General features: G+C 38.8%; 15 protein-coding genes and 1 pseudogene. 5 read left to right on the top strand and 11 right to left on the bottom strand.

The features are described 5' to 3' along the window. The first annotated feature begins 178 nt into the window (after window positions 1–178). Window positions 179–4,339 (top strand): formate dehydrogenase subunit alpha, encoded by a 4,161-nt coding sequence (gene fdhF, locus PVK62_RS00860; protein WP_274442714.1) that lies wholly within the window; start codon window positions 179–181, stop codon window positions 4,337–4,339. A gap of 77 nt (window positions 4,340–4,416) precedes the next feature. On the opposite strand, the gene pepT is transcribed toward fdhF, so the two are convergent. Next, the gene (pepT, locus tag PVK62_RS00855) at window positions 4,417–5,646 is read right to left on the bottom strand and encodes a peptidase T (RefSeq protein WP_274442713.1); all 1,230 of its coding nucleotides are present in this window, start codon (window positions 5,644–5,646) and stop codon (window positions 4,417–4,419) included. Between the two features lie 131 nt (window positions 5,647–5,777). After that, complete coding sequence (locus PVK62_RS00850; RefSeq protein WP_274442712.1) at window positions 5,778–6,158, bottom strand: helix-turn-helix domain-containing protein; 381 nt, start codon at window positions 6,156–6,158, stop codon at window positions 5,778–5,780. Between the two features lie 474 nt (window positions 6,159–6,632). Here PVK62_RS00850 and PVK62_RS00845 point away from each other — a divergent pair, with 474 nt between their 5' ends. Both PVK62_RS00845 and PVK62_RS00840 read left to right on the top strand, forming a co-directional pair. Continuing rightward, entirely contained in the window at window positions 6,633–7,421 is a 789-nt protein-coding gene (locus tag PVK62_RS00845) for an AraC family transcriptional regulator (RefSeq protein ID WP_274442711.1), read from the top strand. A gap of 267 nt (window positions 7,422–7,688) precedes the next feature. Next, window positions 7,689–9,038: a diguanylate cyclase gene (locus PVK62_RS00840; protein WP_274442710.1), complete on the top strand. Its 1,350-nt coding sequence runs from the start codon at window positions 7,689–7,691 to the stop codon at window positions 9,036–9,038. 89 nt (window positions 9,039–9,127) lie between these two features. On the opposite strand, the gene PVK62_RS00835 is transcribed toward PVK62_RS00840, so the two are convergent. Beyond that, the gene (locus PVK62_RS00835) at window positions 9,128–9,691 is read right to left on the bottom strand and encodes a hypothetical protein (RefSeq protein WP_274442709.1); all 564 of its coding nucleotides are present in this window, start codon (window positions 9,689–9,691) and stop codon (window positions 9,128–9,130) included. 136 nt (window positions 9,692–9,827) lie between these two features. Here PVK62_RS00835 and PVK62_RS00830 point away from each other — a divergent pair, with 136 nt between their 5' ends. Further along, window positions 9,828–11,342, top strand: coding sequence for a DUF3612 domain-containing protein (locus PVK62_RS00830; RefSeq protein ID WP_274442708.1), 1,515 nt, complete (start codon window positions 9,828–9,830; stop codon window positions 11,340–11,342). Window positions 11,343–11,432: 90 nt separating this feature from the next. Here the strand turns inward: PVK62_RS00830 and PVK62_RS00825 are convergent, their stop codons facing one another. From PVK62_RS00825 to PVK62_RS00795, 7 genes are all read right to left on the bottom strand, one after another. After that, window positions 11,433–13,349, bottom strand: coding sequence for a monovalent cation:proton antiporter-2 (CPA2) family protein (locus PVK62_RS00825; RefSeq protein ID WP_274442707.1), 1,917 nt, complete (start codon window positions 13,347–13,349; stop codon window positions 11,433–11,435). A 6-nt stretch (window positions 13,350–13,355) separates the two neighbouring features. Continuing rightward, entirely contained in the window at window positions 13,356–13,973 is a 618-nt protein-coding gene (locus PVK62_RS00820) for an NAD(P)H-dependent oxidoreductase (RefSeq protein ID WP_274442706.1), read from the bottom strand. 73 nt (window positions 13,974–14,046) lie between these two features. Then, entirely contained in the window at window positions 14,047–14,376 is a 330-nt protein-coding gene (locus tag PVK62_RS00815) for a DMT family transporter (protein ID WP_274442705.1), read from the bottom strand. Window positions 14,377–14,557: 181 nt separating this feature from the next. Beyond that, window positions 14,558–14,974, bottom strand: coding sequence for an RNA-binding S4 domain-containing protein (locus PVK62_RS00810; RefSeq protein WP_274442704.1), 417 nt, complete (start codon window positions 14,972–14,974; stop codon window positions 14,558–14,560). A gap of 88 nt (window positions 14,975–15,062) precedes the next feature. Next, complete coding sequence (locus PVK62_RS00805) at window positions 15,063–16,250, bottom strand: YcbX family protein (RefSeq protein ID WP_443111750.1); 1,188 nt, start codon at window positions 16,248–16,250, stop codon at window positions 15,063–15,065. Between the two features lie 52 nt (window positions 16,251–16,302). Continuing rightward, entirely contained in the window at window positions 16,303–17,565 is a 1,263-nt protein-coding gene (locus PVK62_RS00800) for a sensor histidine kinase (RefSeq protein WP_274442702.1), read from the bottom strand. Then, on the bottom strand, window positions 17,540–18,205 hold the full coding sequence (locus PVK62_RS00795; RefSeq protein WP_274442701.1) for a response regulator transcription factor: 666 nt from the start codon (window positions 18,203–18,205) through the stop codon (window positions 17,540–17,542). Before PVK62_RS00795 ends, PVK62_RS00800 begins: the two co-directional genes overlap by 26 nt. Window positions 18,206–18,287: 82 nt before the next feature. Between PVK62_RS00795 and PVK62_RS00790 the strand changes: the two genes are divergently transcribed. Next, window positions 18,288–19,175: a DUF5666 domain-containing protein gene (locus tag PVK62_RS00790; RefSeq protein ID WP_274442700.1), complete on the top strand. Its 888-nt coding sequence runs from the start codon at window positions 18,288–18,290 to the stop codon at window positions 19,173–19,175. 125 nt (window positions 19,176–19,300) lie between these two features. Here PVK62_RS00790 and PVK62_RS00785 read toward each other — a convergent pair. Continuing rightward, a pseudogene (locus tag PVK62_RS00785) lies at window positions 19,301–19,732 on the bottom strand (alkyl sulfatase C-terminal domain-containing protein); the annotation flags it as partial. Between the last annotated feature and the right edge of the window lie 138 nt (window positions 19,733–19,870).

The following is a 19,870-nucleotide window of genomic DNA, read 5'->3' as shown; positions in this document are numbered from 1 at the left end:
GGTGTGTAAGTCACATGAATTTCATTAAACGAAGGTGGGTTTAGGGGTTTACTCCGATGCTAAAGTGAATAATTTACGCGTTTTCGAATGTAAGTCGGGTAGATTTGCGACTCACTTCAAATTTTATAAAGAACAGGTGATATAATTGGAATAATTAGTAATAAATCTAGGGTACTGAATGATGAAAATAACTATAGATAACCAAACATTCACTATCGATGAAGAGTTAACACTTTTAGCCGCTGCAAAGGAATGCAATGTCGAGATCCCATCACTGTGTGGAAACAACATCAATGGCGAAAAAACACCATGTGATCTGTGTGTTGTAGACGTTGATGGTCAAGGAATTCAACGCGCTTGTGAAACTCAAGCGGTTGATGGTATGCAAGTGATCACTTCGTCTGAAGCGTTAGCAAAACGTCGTCAAAGTGCATTAAACAAAATACTTTCTGATCATTACGCAGATTGCGAAGCGCCGTGTCAAACCGCGTGTCCTGCTGGCGTAGATATACAGTCATATCTGTATCATATATCGCAAAATGATCACCAAAAAGCCATTGAAGTTATCAAACGAACATTACCGATGCCATTGTCGATTGGTCGTGTGTGTCCTGCTTTTTGTGAAACAGAGTGTCGTCGTAGCTTGGTTGATGAGCCATTGGCTATTCGTCAGTTAAAGCGCCATGCTGCTGATGTGGATCTGCATGCTCAAGAATCTTACGTTCCACCGAAAAAAGCGGATAAAGATAAATCCATTGCTGTAATTGGCAGCGGACCTGGTGGATTAACCTGTGGCTATTATCTGACTAATGAGGGTTATCGCGTAACGGTGTTTGAGTCTATGCCTAAAGCGGGCGGTTGGCTACGTTATGGTATTCCTGAATATCGTTTACCAAAATCAATTTTAGATAAAGAAATCGAATTGATGTGTCGTAATGGTATGGAAATTCAAACCTCTGTGAAATTAGGTGAGGATTTCTCGTTATCACAGTTAAGTGATGAGTACGATGCGGTTTGTTTGGCGGTAGGTGCTTCAAAAGCGGTTGAAATGCATTATCAAGGCAGTGAGTTTGGCGGTTGTTATTTAGGTGTTGATTACTTAAAAGATTACGTAACGGGATCAAAATTAACGACAGGCAAGAAAGTCGCGGTTATTGGTGGTGGTAACACGGCGATTGACTGTGCTCGTACAGCGGTGCGTGATGGTGCAGATACCACGCTTATTTATCGTCGTACTCGTGAAGAGATGCCTGCAGAAGATTATGAAGTGGTTGAGGCTGAACATGAAGGTGTTAAGTTCCATTTCTTAACCAACCCTGTTGAAAATATGGCTGATGAAAATGGGCGAGTGACTCAAGTTCGTTTGGAGAAAATGGCATTGGGTGAACCTGATGCATCTGGACGCCGCAGCCCTAAAGCAACCGGTGAATTTTTCATTGAAGACTTTGATACCGTGATTTCTGCGGTATCACAAAAACCGGATTTAAGCTTTTTAGAGAATGACACTATTGATTTGCCACTGACTCGTTGGAATACGGCTGATTCGAATAGCCTAACCATGCACAGTGGTGTGAAAAACATTTTTAGTATTGGTGATTTTCGTCGTGGCCCTGCAACGGCGATTGAAGCGGTTGCTGATGGGCGTATTGCTGCAGCAGCGATTGATCGTTTTTTTAAAGGTGATATGGAAAAGATCCCGACTAAGCCGTTTAATTCTCAAAAAGAGAAAAAGACCAAGCAAGTTGATCCTAAGCATTTCGAACATATCCAAAAAGCAATGCGCGTCATTATGCCAGAGTTAACCGCAGAGCAACGTGAACAAAGCTTTGATGAAGTAGAAACGGGCTTTGATAATCTGGATGCAATACGTGAAGCGGAGCGCTGTTTGGAGTGTGCGTGTCAGGCGAACACTAATTGTGGGCTGCGTGATTATGCGACGGAATACAAAGCGGATGAAACCGATTTAAGCAACCAAAGTAAGCAGAAGTTTGCTATTGATACTAGTTCTGAATTTATCGTGTTTGATGCTAACCGTTGTATTAGTTGTGGTCAATGTGTTGAGGTGTGCAACGAAAAAAGCGTGCATGGCGTATTGAGCTTCATGAAACATGAAGACGGAACTAATGCTTCTCGCCCTGAATGTCGTGCAGGGTTTGAACACGGTTATCAAATGGGTAACTCAAATTGTGTGCAATGTGGTGCGTGTGTTCAAGCGTGTCCTGTTGGTGCATTGGTTGATTCTCGTGATAAATCTCAAGGTCGAATCGAAATTTTAAAACCAGTTGATACCATTTGTACATACTGTGGTGTGGGTTGTAAGTTAACCATGATGGTTGATGAATCAACAAACAAAATCAAATACGTACAAGGGGCGAAATCGTCTCCTGTGAACGAAGGTATGCTGTGTGTTAAAGGTCGCTTTGGTTTTGATTTTGTCAGCAGTGATGAGCGTTTAAAAACACCGTTAATTCGTAAAAATGGTGAGTTAGTTCCTGCAAGTTGGGAAGAGGCGATCACATTAGTTGCTGATAAGTTCAGTGCGATTAAATCTCAATATGGCGGTAATGCGTTAGCGGGGTTTTCGTCGGCAAAAACCACCAATGAAGATAACTACGCATTCCAAAAATTAGTACGTCGTGAGTTTGAAACCAATAACCTTGATCACTGTGCACGCTTATGTCACTCAACCACGGTAACAGGCCTAGAAGCCTCGATTGGTAGTGGGGCGATGACCAATGATATTCCAAGTATCAAACATTCTGATCTGATCTTTATTATCGGTTCAGATACCACATCGGCTCACCCGATCATTGCTTCTCACATTAAACAAGCAATCCGCCATCACGGTGCTCGTTTGATTGTGGCGGATCCAAAGCAAGTGGATATTTCTGATCATGCTGAGCTGTATGTTGCGCAACGTCCGGGTACGGATGTGATGTTACTTAACGGCATTATGCAGCAGATTATTAAGAATAACTGGCACGATCAAGCGTACATTACAGAACGTGTTGACGGTTTTGATGAGCTGAAATCAGAAGTGATGTCAGAGGCGTATTCACCGGAAAAAATTGAGTTAATCACCGGCGTAAAAGCACAAGATGTGATTGAAATGGCACGTTACATTGGTACTGCTAAACGTACTGCAATTTACTATTCAATGGGCATTACGCAGCATACGACAGGGCATGACAACGTTCGCTCTATTGCGAACTTACAAATGCTGTGCGGCAATATTGGTATCGAAGGGGCGGGTATTAATCCACTTCGTGGCCAATCAAACGTACAAGGTGCGTGTGATATGGGCGCGTTGCCAACGGATTTTCCGGGTTACCAAAAAGTCGAGAATCCTGCGGTTTATGAGAAATTTGTAAAAGCGTGGAATAAGCCAAACTTACCAAATAAGAAAGGCTTAACACTAACAGAAATCATTGACGCGGCGTGCCATCAGCAAGTGAAAGGTTTATTTGTCATGGGTGAGAACCCAGTATTGAGTGATCCTGATCAAGCACACGTTATTCACGGTTTAGAGGCGTTAGATTTCTTAGTTGTACAAGATATCTTTATGACAGAAACCGCCGCTTACGCTGATGTGATTTTACCATCGTGTTCATTTGCAGAAAAAGCGGGTCACTTTACCAATACTGAGCGCCGTGTTCAACGCATCTCACCTGCGGTAAATCCTCCGGGTGAAGCAAAAGAAGACTGGTGGATCATCCAAGAAATTGCCAATGCAATGGGTGGTGAATGGAACTACCAATCGGTTGAAGAGATTACTGAAGAGATCACTCAAGTGACGCCTCAGTACCAAGGTATGCATTGGGATGCGATTGGTAAAAATGGACTTCAATGGCCGTGTAATGATGCGAACCCACAAGGCACTCGCATTATGCATGATCAGCAGTTCCTACGCGGTAAAGGCCAAATGGCGGCGGTTCCATTTAGATATGCGGCAGAGCTTCCAGATGAAGAGTACCCATTAGTATTAACAACGGGACGTTTATTAGAGCAGTACCACACAGGCACCATGACACGTAAAACCAAAGGGTTGAACAATCTTGCTGGTCCGCGCGCTATGATGAGTGTGGCTGATGCTGAGCGTTTAGGTATCTCAAACAGTGAGATGGTTCGAGTATCAACACGCCGTGGCACGATTGAAGCGCCTGCATTTGTGACTAAGCGTATGCAAGAAGGCGTGATATTTGTACCGTTCCATTTTGTGGAAGCGGCAGCGAATAAACTGACCACAACAGCGCTTGATCCTCATGCCAAGATCCCTGAGTTTAAAGTGGCAGCGGTGAAGGTTGAAAAGGTATTACAACCAGAACCTGAAATGTGCTAAATAACGGTTAAGGTAAATAAAATGCCCGATGATTTGAGTAATCATCGGGCATTTTTTATATGATGAGTAAAATGTAATTATTTATTGTTGATAGCGTTCAACTCTGCAATTTTCACAATCACATCAACCGCTTGTTTCATGCCATTAATGGTAATAAATTCATGAATACCGTGGAAGTTATAACCACCTGTAAAGATATTAGGGCAAGGTAATCCCATAAAGGATAAGCGAGCGCCATCCGTACCGCCACGGATCGGCTTGATATCAGGTTGCACATCACACGCTGTCATTGCTTCTTTAGCAAGTTCAATCACGTGTGGGTGAGGCTCGACCATTTCACGCATATTAAAGTAGCTGTCAGTTAAAATCAGTTCAACACGACCTTTTTCTAATTTTGCGTTTAGCTCATCGACTTTTTGTTGCATAAAGGCTTTACGCTCAGCCATGCCTTCACGGCTAAAATCACGAACAATATAACCAAGTTTGGTTTTGGCTACGCCTGCGCTCATTGATTTTAAATGATAGAAACCTTCATAGCCTTCAGTGCCTTCTGGTGTTTCATCTGCTGGCATCATCAATTGAAATTGTGCAGCAATGTTCATGGAGTTAACCATTTTTCCTTTAGCTGTACCTGGATGAACGTTTACACCGTGGCAAATAACATCAGCGCTAGTGGCGTTAAAGTTTTCATACTCTAATTCACCAACGGGTCCGCCATCAATGGTGTAAGCCCACTTGGCATTAAACTTTTCAACATCAAATAGATTTGCGCCACGACCAATTTCTTCATCTGGCGTAAAGCCAATGCAAATATCACCGTGTGGGATCTCAGGATTTGCTTTTAGCACAGCAATAGCAGTTAGGATCTCTGCAATGCCGGCTTTGTTATCGGCGCCAAGCAGTGTTGTCCCGTCTGTCGTAATTAGGTCATGCCCAATCAAATTCTTTAAATCAGGGAATTGAGTTGGGTTTAGCTCTTCACCACTAGTACCAAGCGCAATAATATTACCTTGATAGTTTTCAATAAGCTGTGGTTTTACGTTTTCACCTGATGCATCAGGGGCAGTGTCCATGTGGGCTACAAATCCAATAGCAGGCACATCATAATCGACGTTTGAAGGTAAGCGAGCCATTACATAGCCATTGTCATCAAGAGAGACATCAGAAAGATCTAATTCATTTAACTCAGCAATTAATTGTTTTGCTAAGTTGAATTGTTTTTCAGTGCTTGGGCATTGAGGCGCAGAAGGATTGGATTGAGTATCGATACTTACATAACGAAGAAAGCGTTCTACAAGGTCTTTCATGATAATCACTCTATATAATAGAAAAGAAGGCAAAGAGTGAGTATGGATCAAAAAAGAAGATGAATAATTGCGATGGGTCATAAAAAGCAAAGAGGAGTAAGTAGCGCATATATATGCGCTAGCTATATACTTTATTTGTTCTCTTTTGCTTTCAAAATAAAACCAAATTGATTGATTAAATTACTGATTGATTTGAAGAGCATAGTACGCTCTGACTTCGAGTATTTTGATAATTCTTGATGGAAATCGATCACATCAGACATCGTAACACCTAACCAATCAGGGATGTTATCACTACCAGAAACGATCCAGCCTAGATCTTTTTTCAATACAAAGCTGAGTGGTATAAGCTTAGAAATATGAGGGCTAGAAAGGCCACTTGTCCAGTTAATAACGGTTCTCGTTGAAACATCGCATGCAGTAGCTATTTGAGCATTGGAAAGCCCTAGCTCTTTTTTTCTGGCCTCGATCCGTCGAGAAATACTTTCCATAGAGGTGTTTTCATCTAACACAATAAACCTCGGAATTGTAAATTTAATAGAATGATAACAATCCAACACCTAATTTAAATTATATTGCTAACGGTTTTTTATACAAATTAAATATCATTATCGAACTTATTTAGAATATAAGTTCTTATTTAATATTCACTGCATTTTAGATAAAATAATTTAAGTGAGCAGATTCTTAGCGATAATCTGTTTTGTCTTGATGTTAAAATTAAATGTTATTTTGTATAACAATTTAATTTTATTAATAAATATCCAATAAGAAGGTGTCGGATTGATTTTGTGAGTGCATAGTAATCATATTGATTATTTAATGCAAATTGTTTATGCAAAAAAATAGTTAAATTATAAATGTAAAAATATGAAAAACTTATACTTCAGCATGAGTTTTTTATTTATTTTAATATAACTTGTTCACTATAAATAACTATGATTAGATACTGCTATTTTAGTTAATACAGTTTATTGAGGTAAGGAATGGCTGGCCAACGACATATACAGGCATCAGTAACTTTTGAGGTGCTACCTTCCGATATTTATTTATTGTTTGATGCTTTTCGCTCAAATACCGAAACTCGTTCTCATTCACATTCATGGGGACAATTGCAGATTATTAGTGGTGGTATCTTAGAGCTAAAAGCTGAGGGGCAGCGCTTTCTTGCTCCATCTCATTTTGCCATTTGGGTTCCTGCTGGAGTACAGCACCAAAGCTATAATCGAAAACCGATAGCTTATTGCTCTGTTAATATTGTTCCAGAACTGGCAAAAAAACTTCCTGCTCATACTTGTTTGCTAGAAATTAGTGCACTCGTTGAGGTATTAATTGCGGAGTTACGCGATCATAAAATTCAAAAACCAGAAAATGAGCAGCAAGAAAGATTAATTAAGGTGTTATTCGATCAATTGTTAGTTGCCAAACAAAGTGAGCGATTTTTACCCACATCAACAGATAAATTATTGACACCAATCTTAGCAGCGCTTGAAGCGAATCCTGCAGATGAAACATCATTAGGCGAGTGGGCAGAAAAAAACCACACCACAGAGAGAACGTTATCACGCCATTGTCAAAGCGAATTAGGCATGAGCTTTACAGAATGGAGATTAAGGATCCGATATCTTTATTCATTAGAGCTGCTTAGAAAAAAAATGTCGATTAAAGAAGTTGCATTTAGCTTAGGTTATAACCAAACAAGTCCATTTATTACTATGTTCAAGCGTTATTCAGATTGCACTCCAGAGCAGTATAAAATGAAGCACTCAATTTAAATTGCTCTAGCAGTCGTCATTTTTTGCTGCAAATTTAAAGGCAAAAATGGCAGAAAAAGAGTGGATAGATTATCTTTTTGTGAAGCCTTGTAATGAAGCTTTTTATCTCTAAATTGACAAAGGCACAAAAATGATGATGTGATTGTAGGTAAGTATAATTGGTTGTAAATCATACAGTTTATATGTTTAAATACTATGGTTATATTTTTTGGGACCAATATCAAATATTTAAAATATTGATAAATGTATTTCAAGTAGAGGGTCTGTATGAGAGTAAAACTACTTTTAGCTAAGAAAACTACGATTATCATAATTTTAAGTTTTTGTATTTTATCGGTTATTTTGGTTGTTGAAGATCTGAATAAAAAACAAAATACTTATTTAAAAAATCAAATTAATGCGAAAGCTAAAACTGAATTAGCGATAGTTAGAGCGAATATAGAGAGCACTATCCATTCTGATATTTATTACGTTAATAGTTTATCGACATTACTTACGGTTAATCCAAATTCAACCATTAAGCAATGGGATTTGATAGCAATAGAATTGTATCGTGATTCACTAAATATTCGCCATTTTGCAATAGCACCCGATGATATAATTCGCTATGTTTATCCCTTAAAAGGGAATATTAAAGCCTTAGGGCTTGATTATAGAACCATTCCAGAACAATGGATTACAGTACAAAAAGCACGTCATTTAGAAACAATTTTTATTGCAGGGCCCGTTGATTTAATACAAGGAGGAAGTGCTTTTATTGCACGAATGCCTGTTTTTTCTGATCCTCCTTATAATCGAGATTATTGGGGGGGGATCAGTATAGTCATTGATATTGATGGCTTGTTTTACAATTCTGGTATTTTAGACTTAAAAGCAGATTATCATTTTGCAATGAGAGGAAAAGACAGTGAAGGCCCTGAAGGCGATGTGTTTTTTGGTAACCCTGAGATCTTTAATAATCCAATAATTACGGAGACTGTGACACTTCCTCATGGCAGTTGGCAAATGGCTATTAAAGGAAAAAAATTAACTGAGGTTTATCCATGGTATCGAATTAATATAATTCGACTAGTGGGTTACTCCTTTTTTATTTTAGTCTTGTTATCTATTTCTATTATCTTTAGATTGTATGTTATGGCAACTAAGCGTTCTCTTGAAGATGAGCTGACTCAGTTACCTAATCGCCGTTATTTTATGTACACCTTAAATTCTCTATTTTCTAAATCAAAAAAACACGGTACGCCCTTTGCGCTATTGAACTTAGATTTAGATAAATTTAAAGACATTAATGATACTTACGGTCATGCCGCTGGTGATGAAATATTAAGAGAAGTGGCAAGAAGAATGACGAAGGTTTTAAGAACTAATGATGTGGTTGCTCGCATTGGTGGTGATGAATATCTAGTTCTTTTACCAAGGATGCATCAAAAGAAAGATATTCACCTTATCATTAGTAAGATTAAGTCGGTGGTTAGTGATAAACCAATAAAATATAAAGATATTCATATTTATGTGAATACAAGTATTGGTTATAGCTACTTTGAACCTGAAATGAAATCAGTGGATGATCTGCTGCATAAGGCCGACCGCAGTATGTATTTCAATAAGAAGTATTAGCGGATCTGAGTGTCACTGGCCATTCATAAGAAAGAGAGAAAGGTCATCCTTCATTTCAGTAGTGATGACCTTATATTTTGACATTTAGATCACATACTAAAACAACAAGCGAGTTGATAATCATCGCCATTCTTTGCGGTGTATTCTTTATCTTCTTGATGAGCTTTGGGTTGTGATTTTCCATCTCGTTTTAGTAGGCTGATCCAGTGACGCATGGCTGCAAGACTAAAATCTTGAGTAAAGGTTGTGCAGGTTTCCATTTGAATGTCATCAATGACTGAAAGTGTATTTTTACCCGCTTCAGACTTACCAAATATAACCTCAACGTGACTGCCGCTATTGTCTTTTAAAAGAATCGAATCAGGAGATGATCTATGTCCCGTAAAAGCAACGAATTTGCCAGGGTTACGTAGTCCACTGCACCCACCATCCTTAAAGAACACAACTAAGTGATGGTAATCCAATAGATAATTCGTTACGTCTTGGTGCGATCCTTTCGTGAGTGGAAATAATTGGTCTAATAGATTTTTTATTTGATACTGCTTCTCTTCAGTATGATATTTATCCATTCTTTCTACGGCATAGACAGCTTCAGCCATAAACGGAGTTTCTTGTTGTGCATTATTCGTGTTGTTTATATTTGTGATAGCCATAGTCTTGCCCTCAATTTATTGTTCTTAAAGTTAAGTAAGTCACACTGGTCAGAGTTGTTTACTTACTTGTATTGAAGCTTAGCGTATTTTTGATTACAATTTCACAACAAGAACTTAACAGTGTGAATTTTACAAGATGCGTCAGTCAAAAAGTATCATTAGACAGAGTCATTTTCTTGGAACAAAAATTCGTAATCTGAGAAAACGCAATCACTTAACGATGGAAGATCTCTCTACTCGCTGTATTCGAGTTGATCCTGAGAATTCACCGTCAGTGTCTTATCTTTCAATGATAGAGAGAGGAAAGCGGGTTCCCAGCGCTGATATGTTGGAAGTTATCGCGACGGTATTTCAAAAAGAGTCATCGTGGTTCTTGGATAGCGAGCCAGAAGTTCAAGCCATTACGCCAGATAAAGGGCGAAAAGGTGGCATAAGTGGCATGGCACTGGAACCGAGTTTTCTATTCTCTAATGATATTTTACAAATAGCGATCCCTGAAATGCTAAATCAAACGGGGATCACCGGCCGTCAATTTGCACACCTTCTTATTCGAGCCCATCAAGAAAACAATCAAAACCATTTTCCTGATTTAGAACGTGCCGCTGAAGAAGTGGGACAAAAACAATTACCATTGAGTGTTGAGCAGATGATGGATTTGGCTGCGCATCATGGTTTAGTTCTAAAGTGGGTACAAGATACACCAAAGTCTGTTGTTGATGAATTTGGCGTTAATGGTAAAGAGTTACTCACTTCCTTTTTTGAACCACCTTGCACTGTCTATCTAAATGAAGTCTTAAAGCATCACCCAACACGATTGAAATACGATTTAGCGGTATACATTGGTCACTGTGTTTTACATAACAAAGAAGGCTTGAAGAGCTCTTTGTCTGTGGGTAGTCATCGCGTGTTTGATGATGAAATACACCACACAGATAGCTCACTAAACGCACAAGATATTTTGCATGCATGGCGTGATTTTGAATCCAGTTTCTTTGCGGGGGCTTTATTGTGTCCACGAGTTCCGTTTAGGCAGTTACTTGATAGACATGGTTATGAGATAGACGCTCACTGTTTAGCAGGAGTTTCACCTTCTGTGGCGATGAGACGAATGACGGTGGTTTCTCCCTACCCTCATTGGCATTATTTTGATGCATATGCCCCGGGGAAGCTCAAAGCCGTTTATCGTGGCAATGGTATTCCCTTACCTTGGGGTAACATGAAGCAAGTGAATGACCCTTGTCATCATTGGGCGGTATTTAGACGACTATCGGAACCTAGAGAGGGAAGCTCTGCGCAAATATCTATTTTAAACGTGGGTAATGAGCCGAGAATATATTGCTGTGAATCAGTTAACATGACAGATCCTGCGGGCAATAATAGAGTGTTATGTGCGGGGATAGATTTAAACCCTGCGATCGAGGCGCAAGGTAAAGATGCGGTGTCATTGGCTCGTGATCTACAAAAAGCGTGTGTGAAAAATGGTGGTGAAAGCCCAATAGCGAAAGGAATAAAAAGAGAGCTAATTAGTGTCGCTAAAATATTAAATATTAATTGGATCGAACGTGGGTTAGAAGCCGATGCGAGAGTAATTTGTTCTCGTGGAGCTGTTTGTCCAAGAAAACCAAGTTGTTACTCTGAATGTAGAGATTAAGCATGGTTTCTTGTATAAAAATACCCTAATCAATTTGAATAGGGCATTTTTATTATAAATAACTATTCTAAGTTATTTTTTGTGTGATGATTACTCATCAATATCATCAGCATAGCCTTTTGGTGGTGGTGTCCATGCACGCTCTGATTGGTTGTGTTTATCAGAACGATCTTTACTCATGGCATGCTTAATGGTGTCTTCAAGTTCAATGAAGATTTTGCGATAGTTATTATCAAATCGTTCGCCTTCTGAATCATCTAACCACGCTTGATATAATTTATCAGAGCTTTGATTTTCGACCTTTTTGTACGCTATTTTTTGTTGTTCTACATGGAATGGGTGTTGACCTAATCCACGCATGGCTTCTGCTCCCATTTCAAGTGCTGAACGGGTGGTTTCTGATTCAATGAAATCTGCACCAGCACAACGAAGCATATAAGAATGGCCTCTATCGTAAGCACGAGCGAGCACTTTTACTTGTGGGTAAGTGTGCTTAACATACTTAACCAGCTCAACACTGCTTTCTTGATTATCGATAGCAACCACCAACATTGCAGCATGTTCAATTCCTGCAGTATGAAGAAGATCTGGACGTGTTGCATCACCAAAGTAACTTTTTGTATTTACTTGACGTAATGAATCAACCTGATCGGCTTGGTGATCTAGAACGACTGTTTTCACATGATTTGATACTAAGAAGCGATTGACTACTTGGCCAAATCGACCACCACCAGCAATAATTACTGTGCCTTTTTCATCAATGTTATCCGATTCTCTATCATTCGATTTTTGCTCGAAACGAGGTAAGATCACTTTATCAAAAAGAATGAATAACCCTGGGGTAAAGAACATAGAAAGGGCAACCACTAAAGATAATGGTTGTGCGACTTCTGGTGGTAATACATGGTTTTGAACCGTAAAACTTAATAGTACAAATCCAAATTCACCGGCCTGAGCCAAACTTAACGTGAATAACCAACGATTACTGTTTTTGATCTTAAAAATTAAGGCCAAAACATACAGAACTGCGGCTTTTAGTGCCATTACCCCAATCGTTAAACCGATAATAGTGAAGAAGTCATCAAACAGAATACCAAAGTCGATCCCTGCACCCACGGTAATGAAAAACAGGCCGAGTAATAGACCTTTGAATGGGTCAATATTTGATTCTAGTTCGTGTCTAAACTCGGAGTTAGCTAATACTACGCCAGCTAAGAAAGTCCCAAGTGCCGGTGAAAGCCCTACTAAGCTCATAAGAGCAGCAATACCAATGACAAGCATTAATGCCGTTGCTGTAAATATTTCACGCAGTCCAGAGCTTGCCACAAAGCGAAAAAGAGGGCGGCTAAGATAATGACCACCAACCACAACAAGCGCAATCGATGCGGTAATCACTAAGCCATAAGCCCAACCAGGTAGTCCAGCAACAATGCTTATTTCATCGTGGTGTGCTGCGGCTGTTGCGGCGGCTAATTGTGCTTTTTCAATCAGCTCTGGTAACGCCAATAATGGAATAAAGGCTAACATTGGAATAACTGCGATATCTTGAAATAGCAGAACAGAGAAGGCATTTTGACCACCTTCAGTTTTTGCTAGTCCTTTCTCATTAAAGGTCTGTAATACAATCGCGGTAGAAGAGAGTGCAAAGATTAAACCGATAGTGAGAGCAATCGTCCAAGGTTGATTAAAAAACAGAGCAATACCCATGACAATGGCTGTTGTCCCGCCAACTTGTAAGCCTCCTAATCCCATTAAGCGGTTACGCATTCCCCATAGCATTTTGGGTTCAAGCTCAAGACCGACAAGAAATAGCATCATTACTACGCCAAATTCAGCAAAGTGTTGAATGGTCGTTGTTTCTTCACCAACTAAGCCAATGATTGGGCCAATAACTACCCCTGCAATCAAGTAACCTAGGACCGAACCAAGACCAAGACGTTTGGCGATAGGTACAGCAATAACAGCGGCAAAGAGATAAATAAAAGCTTGTAAAAAATATCCCGTCATAATGCGTTAATCCTTAAGGAATTTATCGAATGAGTGGTTTAGTTTAGGTAAGGTTTTCGCCACAGAAATATCTACGCGATCATCAATTAACGCAGAGAGTAAGTTTTTAAATCGTTCTGTGTGTCTTTCTACACGGTCATCTTCTAATGCAGTTCGAGCACCAAAGAGTACTAATGGTGCGATGTATTCCATATTAGTTAAAGAGGCCATTTGTTCAAGAGGGTGCAGCAATTCACGAATGGTAAATTGGTTATAACCATTGGTTTGATAAGCTTCTTCTTTACCACCAGCGGTAATTGCTGATAGAAAGATTTTGCCTTCTAATGATTTTCCTTCGGTACCATAAGCAAAGCCATACTCAAGCACCATATCTTGCCATTCTTTTAAAATAGCGGGGGTTGAATACCAGTAAAGTGGAAATTGAAAAATGATGACATCATGATCAAGCAGGCGTTGTTGCTCTTTATCAATATCGATATTAAATTTTGGGTAGTCGTGATACAAGTCAACCACGGTGACATGGTCGATTTTCTTTGCTGCTTTAATTAGTGATACATTCACCTCTGAGCGATGTTGAGCAGGATGAGCAAATAATATCAATATTTTTTTTGGCTGCTTTGCCATTAAAACCTCTTTGTTTTTACTAAGTTTATAAAGTAAATCTTGAATACTTTACAATCATAGCAATAAAAGGGGCTTAATGGGTATGTGGAACTGATGAAAGATTTATAATAGCAATACCGATACTAATAAATCCAATGCCTAGCCAAACTTTACTGTCTAAGTGTTGGTGATAAAACGCACTTGAAATAAGAGTGACGGCAATAATGGCTAAACCTGCCCAAGAAGCGTGTGCGATAGCAACAGGTAATGTTTTCATTGCTTGGCTAAGAAAGTAAAAAGCACCTAAATGTCCGGTAATAACAATCACATTTGGTACAAGGTGAGAGAGACCATCTGTTGCTTTTAGGGCGACATGTGAAAGAGCTTCAGAAGCTACAGCAAGAAAGAGAAAAAGCCATCCCATTTTATTATTCCTATTTAGAGTTAAGGTGTTGTTGAGTTGGGAATAGTATAGCTATTTCATATCTAATGATAATAGGTGAAATAAATAATTACTTTTGCATATTTGTAATAATAAAGGAGGTGTAACGGTGGACATAATAAATAAGCCCCTCAAGAATAAGAGGCTTATAATTAATATGGGATTAGAAAAAATTAATTGAACGACGACCACTTTCTGGGTCAACTGTCGTTGGAATTTCTGGTTTCTGTTTTTTCTTCTTTTCTTTTTTCTCTTTTTTAGGCTTTGGCTCTATATACTCAGGTTCTACTGGAATAAATTGAGGTTTTTCTTCAACCTCTGGCAGCTCACCAACAGGTGTATCACAGATAACAACGTAATATTCTTCATTGAATTCAATAACATCACCATCGTACATTTTACGACGTTTACGTTGTTCTAATTCGCCGTTCACACCTACATAGCCTTCACTAATCATGTGTTTAGCTTCACCGCCGCCATTCACAACATTAGCAATTTTTAATACTTTATAGAGCTCGATAGGTTGAACATTTACTTCAACGCCAATCGCTTCTACTTCAAATTCTTCTTGATCTGACATGTGGGTCTCTTAGGATTACGAATTATGGCTATTGTAACTGAGAGAAAGGCATCGTCCTAGCGCCTTTCTCTGCTTGCGAGTGAAAGTCTTAATCAACCACTTCAATGTCCGTTTTAGGTACAGAGCAGCATGCTAGGATCATTCCTGCATCTTTAAGGCGCTGATTTAGCGCGGGAGAGTCTTCTTGCTCAACATCGCCAGACTCTAAAGTGACACGACAAGCACCACATAAGCCAGATCGACAACTATTATTAATGCTCAGTCCTGCGGCTTCTGCTTGGTTCAACAGTGGATCTTGTGTATTACCTTTAAACAGATTGCCATTTAAGCTAATAGTGATCTCTTCTGATTTAGTGTCTTCTGTTGCGTTGATTGGATCTACTGTTACTTGTGGAGTTACAGCAATAGAGCCTGAATCTTTATAATATTCTTTTTCTTTGGTTTCCAATACTTCGATCTTATCGCCGACGTTAATCGTTCCTTCATTTTTAGTAATGAGATTTTGACCAAAATACACATTACCAGAAGCATCAGCACGGAACGTTGAGAGGGTTTTTAATGGTTCTTTATTTGAGTGATACTGAGCTGTGTTTGGGTTTACTGTCGTTAAAATACAGCGTTGGCAAGGTTTAACTACTTCAAACTCAACCTCCCCAATACGAATACGCTTCCAAGAATCTTCAATAAAGGCTTCATTACCTGAAACGACTAAGTTAGTACGAAATTGAGCCATGGTGTGATGGCTGCCGCTGCGTTTATTTAGTTCAACAAGAGAGGCTTCACTGATCATTAGTAATGGATAGCCATCGGCAAAGCTCACGTTGGTTTGAATTTTTTCGCGCACACGATTCGATTGTTCGCCTGAGAACAGCAGTTGTGCTTCAGTACCTAAAATAGAAGTGAACCACTGATTGGCTTCTTCTGTGGTGGAGTAAGCCGTAAAAGTATCACTCCAAACGGTTGTATCGACCTCTTTCATTTCTAATTCACTAAAGGTGAAATGCAGGTCAATCAATCCTGGATAACATAGAACTAATCCATCTGGTTCAATAATGGCTTTAATTTTTACCATTTGTGGATGAGTGCGAGCGGTGATCATTTTGCCATCTAAAGAGGCTAGCATAAATCGGCGATCGCATTGTAAGCCTTGCTTTTCAACTTGAGCAGTAGACAGTGAAATCCCTGCGATTGATTTTACAGGGAATATATTGATGTTTGATAAATTTGGCGCTGAATTAATTTGGCTCACGATAGCATCCATTCTTTGTTCAGTTATTTACGTAAAGTGTATCAAAGTCTATTTTATTTTACTGTCTATTATCTATTCATTATGACTGTGAAAGATCATATGAACTAAAAGTGACGGTAGTAATGAAATCTTTCTCAGTTTTTTGTATCTCAAATTCCCAAGCCATTCGCTCACAGATCCGCTCAACAATAACTAAGCCGCAACCATAACCTGCGTTGTAAGTGTTATTTCCATCATGGCAATTGATGATACACAGCTGGTTGTTATCTAGGCTTATTTGAATGTCACCCACGCTGTAACTAAAGGCATTTTTTATCAGATTATTAATCACAACGGTTATAAAACTGCTTGGTGCGAGACATGGTTCGTCTTCAATGATCGTTAATTGAGCCCCCATTTCTTGTTTTGCGAATAGAGGCTGTAGATGGTCAAGTTGTGTTTTTAGAATCTCTTCTATTTGATAATGATGAAAATGATGCGCTTCTATTTCTTGTTTACCTAATAGCAAAAAGGTTTCAGTAAGCAGAGTCATCTCTTCACTTGCTTGATGTAATCGATTAATCGCTTTGAGCGCGACTCTAGGTTGACCGGGTACTTTAGCAAGTAGATCGGCTGAGCCCCTAATAATCATTATTGGTGTTCGTAATTCATGAGAAGCGAAGCGGCTAAACTCTTTTTCACGAGTAAAAAATTGAGTGATATGATGCTTACTTTTTAGTAATGAACGTTCAATATCTTGGGTTTCTTGGTAGTTCGTATCAATAGTAAAATCAGGATGTTCAGGCGACATTAAATCTACTTTGTGTTGAATATGTCGTAGAGGTGTTGAAATACTACGAACAAAGTAGATCCCGTATAAAATCATTAAAATAGTGGTAATAATGCCTAAACCGACAGTAATGTAGTGCAGATTTGCTTCATACTCATCCAGATAATCATCGGCATCATCTTGAAAGAGAATATAGAGTAAACCCTCACCAGAAGGATGATCGATGACAATAAAGTGCTTATCTTCGGTTCCTAGTAATTGTTCATATAACCCTGTCTTTTTGTAATGAGTAAGCCAAAGCGGATGCTCTCTTTCGCTCCAATACGTAGAAAACTCTTCTTCATTAGGCAGTGGCGTATCTTTGCCTAATTGAGCGTATTTTCTGGTGTATTGGCTGGCTTCAGTATCTAACCAGTGGTGTAGGCTAATGATTTCTAATTGATCTTCTGCGATATAAATAACCGCCCAAAAGATCCCGAACATCAAAAAGGTAAGGATGGAAAAGGTCCAACGGATTTTTTTAAAAAAGCTCGGTTGATGTGAGTGATTATTTAAGTCGGTAGCCTTTTCCATGAATGGTCTCTAGTCGTGGTGTATTAAAGCCTTTATCAATGGCGTTTCGAATGGTATATAAATGACTTCTTAGGGCGTCACTTGATGGAGATTCATCTCCCCAAACGTGCTCTACAAGTTCAGTTTTACTCACAATATCAGGCGCTTTTTTCATTAATAATGCAATAATTTTTAGCTGAATTGGCGCCAATTTAATGAGTTGCTCTTGGCGATATAGAGTGCCCGATTTGATGTCCATTTCCATATCTTCAAACATCAATTTACCAATATCAGTACGTCGACCGCGATTAGATAAAGCAAGTAAACGCATATGTAACTCTTCCATTGCAAATGGTTTTACAAGGTAATCATCTCCGCCGACTTCAAAGGCATGAATTTTATCTTCTAGGGTGTCTTTTGCGGTTAAGAAAAGAATAGGGGTACTGCAGGCGTGATCGTTACGTAATGATTCAACTGTGCTGATCCCATCTAATTTTGGCATCATGATATCCATAACGATAACATCGAAGCTCTCTTTTTTTAATATTTCTATTGCTGCAACACCATGGTAGGCGCAATCAATATCGATACCGACCAGTTCTAGGTAGTCAGCAATCGTTTCTGCCACATGATGGTTATCTTCAACAATTAGTACTTTCATTTTTCTTCTTCACGAATCCTTCACACTCATACCGCTATCTTACTCCCATAGAGTGCATTAATTATAAGAATAAGGTAAAAAAATGAAAAAAGTCGCTATTTTATTATTAGGAACTGCAATGTTATCTGGCTGTGGTTCGGATGATTCAGGTGATAGCCGTGCATCAAGCTCATATATTGGTGAAATTGAAGCTGTTAATGCAGATACAATGACAATTAATTCGATGCCATTAAGTTTAGCGAATGCTCGTATTGAATTAAATGGCCATTATGTTAATTCAACAGAACTTGATGCGGGTATGCAAGTTGACGTTGATTATGATAATGGCGTGGCTTATGAAGTAGATATCGAACCTGAGATAGTGGGCATTGCTACTTTAGTTACAGAAGCTGCAATTACAGTGAATGGTCAAGTATTTGAGCACGCAAATATAGCGAAAGATCTTGTCGGAACAGATAACAATCGAGTGATGTTGTTTGGTTATGTAGATCAAACAGGTAAATGGATTATTAATGCTATTCATAAAGCAAATTTCTTACCTGCGGAAGATTTATATGAAGGTAAAATTACCTCTATCCCAACCATTGGCGCATTTGATATGGGTCTAATGAAAGTTAACTATTCGAATTCTAGCATTGACTCAGATGATCGTCATGAATTGAAAAAAGACGCTTGGGTTGAAGTTGAAGGTACTTATGATTTAAGTTCAAAAACTTTTATGGCATATGACGTTGATGTAGAAGATAGTTTAGATCTTGCAAATGCAGAAGTTGAAGGTTATGTAACTGCACTTACATTACATAATAGCGTCGGTTCTATGACCTTAAATGGTAAAACAGTTATCGCTATTACTGAAAATACTCGTTTTGAAGATGGCATTAAATCTGACCTAGCAATAGGCAGAAAAGTTGATGTTGATTTGATTAATAATGCAGGTCAACTACAAGCATTTGAAATCGAATTTGATTAAATAGATATACGTATCGAGATTAACCACTGCCTTTATGAGTCAGTGGTTTTTTTGTTTTTATGTACTATCTAAAAAACAGCCGATGTTTATGCATCGGCTGTTTGGCTTTTAATTAAACGTTGTAATTAATGTTTATGAGCGGTCTCGTATAACTCAGCATCGACTTCTTCGCCTTTTTCTGGACGAGGGACAATTTCAAACTTAGCGTCAGCATTGGTTAGCGAGCCTGTTAGCTTTTGCAATACCGACTTATCACCTTTAATGCCTGCGCTACCATTTTCTAGTAAGGCTTTTAGTGTTGTTTTCTCTAGTAAAATTTGTGATATATCAGCTCGATTGATTAATAGAGTCGCATCCGCTTTCATTTCATTATCAACTAGAATATTGTTTAAGTTACCGTTAGACATTTCTACAAAGTAAGTTTCTTTATCATCAGGTAAAACAACATTTAATGTGAACGGTGTATGTTGAGCTTTCATTGAATCAACACGTACTGCTAAATAATCCAATAGGTTTTCAATCGTCATGTTTGCAAGTACATCCGGTGATGCAGTTTTCGTGACGATTAAGCGTTGCACCGTATTGGTAAGCGATAAGGCCTTTGTTGTTGTTTTCAAAAGCGCGAGTATCAGCAAAGTTTAGTGTTTTAGCAAAGGCTTCATTGTTTTCTATTTATGCATTAGAATCTGTAATCC

This window comes from Aliivibrio sp. S3MY1 (assembly GCF_028765575.1).
Lineage (GTDB): Bacteria > Pseudomonadota > Gammaproteobacteria > Enterobacterales > Vibrionaceae > Aliivibrio.
The sequence above is the reverse complement of the archived record's forward strand: the minus strand, read 5'-3'. Positions and strand labels throughout refer to the sequence as shown.

Excerpts from the sequence above, each read along its gene's own strand:
- fdhF (WP_274442714.1), top strand. The coding sequence starts at position 179 with ATGATGAAAATAACTATAGATAACCAAACATTCACTATCGATGAAGAG.
- pepT (WP_274442713.1), bottom strand. The coding sequence starts at position 5,646 with ATGAAAGACCTTGTAGAACGCTTTCTTCGTTATGTAAGTATCGATACT.
- PVK62_RS00845 (WP_274442711.1), top strand. The coding sequence starts at position 6,633 with ATGGCTGGCCAACGACATATACAGGCATCAGTAACTTTTGAGGTGCTA.
- PVK62_RS00840 (WP_274442710.1), top strand. The coding sequence starts at position 7,689 with ATGAGAGTAAAACTACTTTTAGCTAAGAAAACTACGATTATCATAATT.
- PVK62_RS00835 (WP_274442709.1), bottom strand. The coding sequence starts at position 9,691 with ATGGCTATCACAAATATAAACAACACGAATAATGCACAACAAGAAACT.
- PVK62_RS00830 (WP_274442708.1), top strand. The coding sequence starts at position 9,828 with ATGCGTCAGTCAAAAAGTATCATTAGACAGAGTCATTTTCTTGGAACA.
- PVK62_RS00825 (WP_274442707.1), bottom strand. The coding sequence starts at position 13,349 with ATGACGGGATATTTTTTACAAGCTTTTATTTATCTCTTTGCCGCTGTT.
- PVK62_RS00820 (WP_274442706.1), bottom strand. The coding sequence starts at position 13,973 with ATGGCAAAGCAGCCAAAAAAAATATTGATATTATTTGCTCATCCTGCT.
- PVK62_RS00815 (WP_274442705.1), bottom strand. The coding sequence starts at position 14,376 with ATGGGATGGCTTTTTCTCTTTCTTGCTGTAGCTTCTGAAGCTCTTTCA.
- PVK62_RS00810 (WP_274442704.1), bottom strand. The coding sequence starts at position 14,974 with ATGTCAGATCAAGAAGAATTTGAAGTAGAAGCGATTGGCGTTGAAGTA.
- PVK62_RS00800 (WP_274442702.1), bottom strand. The coding sequence starts at position 17,565 with ATGGAAAAGGCTACCGACTTAAATAATCACTCACATCAACCGAGCTTT.
- PVK62_RS00795 (WP_274442701.1), bottom strand. The coding sequence starts at position 18,205 with ATGAAAGTACTAATTGTTGAAGATAACCATCATGTGGCAGAAACGATT.
- PVK62_RS00790 (WP_274442700.1), top strand. The coding sequence starts at position 18,288 with ATGAAAAAAGTCGCTATTTTATTATTAGGAACTGCAATGTTATCTGGC.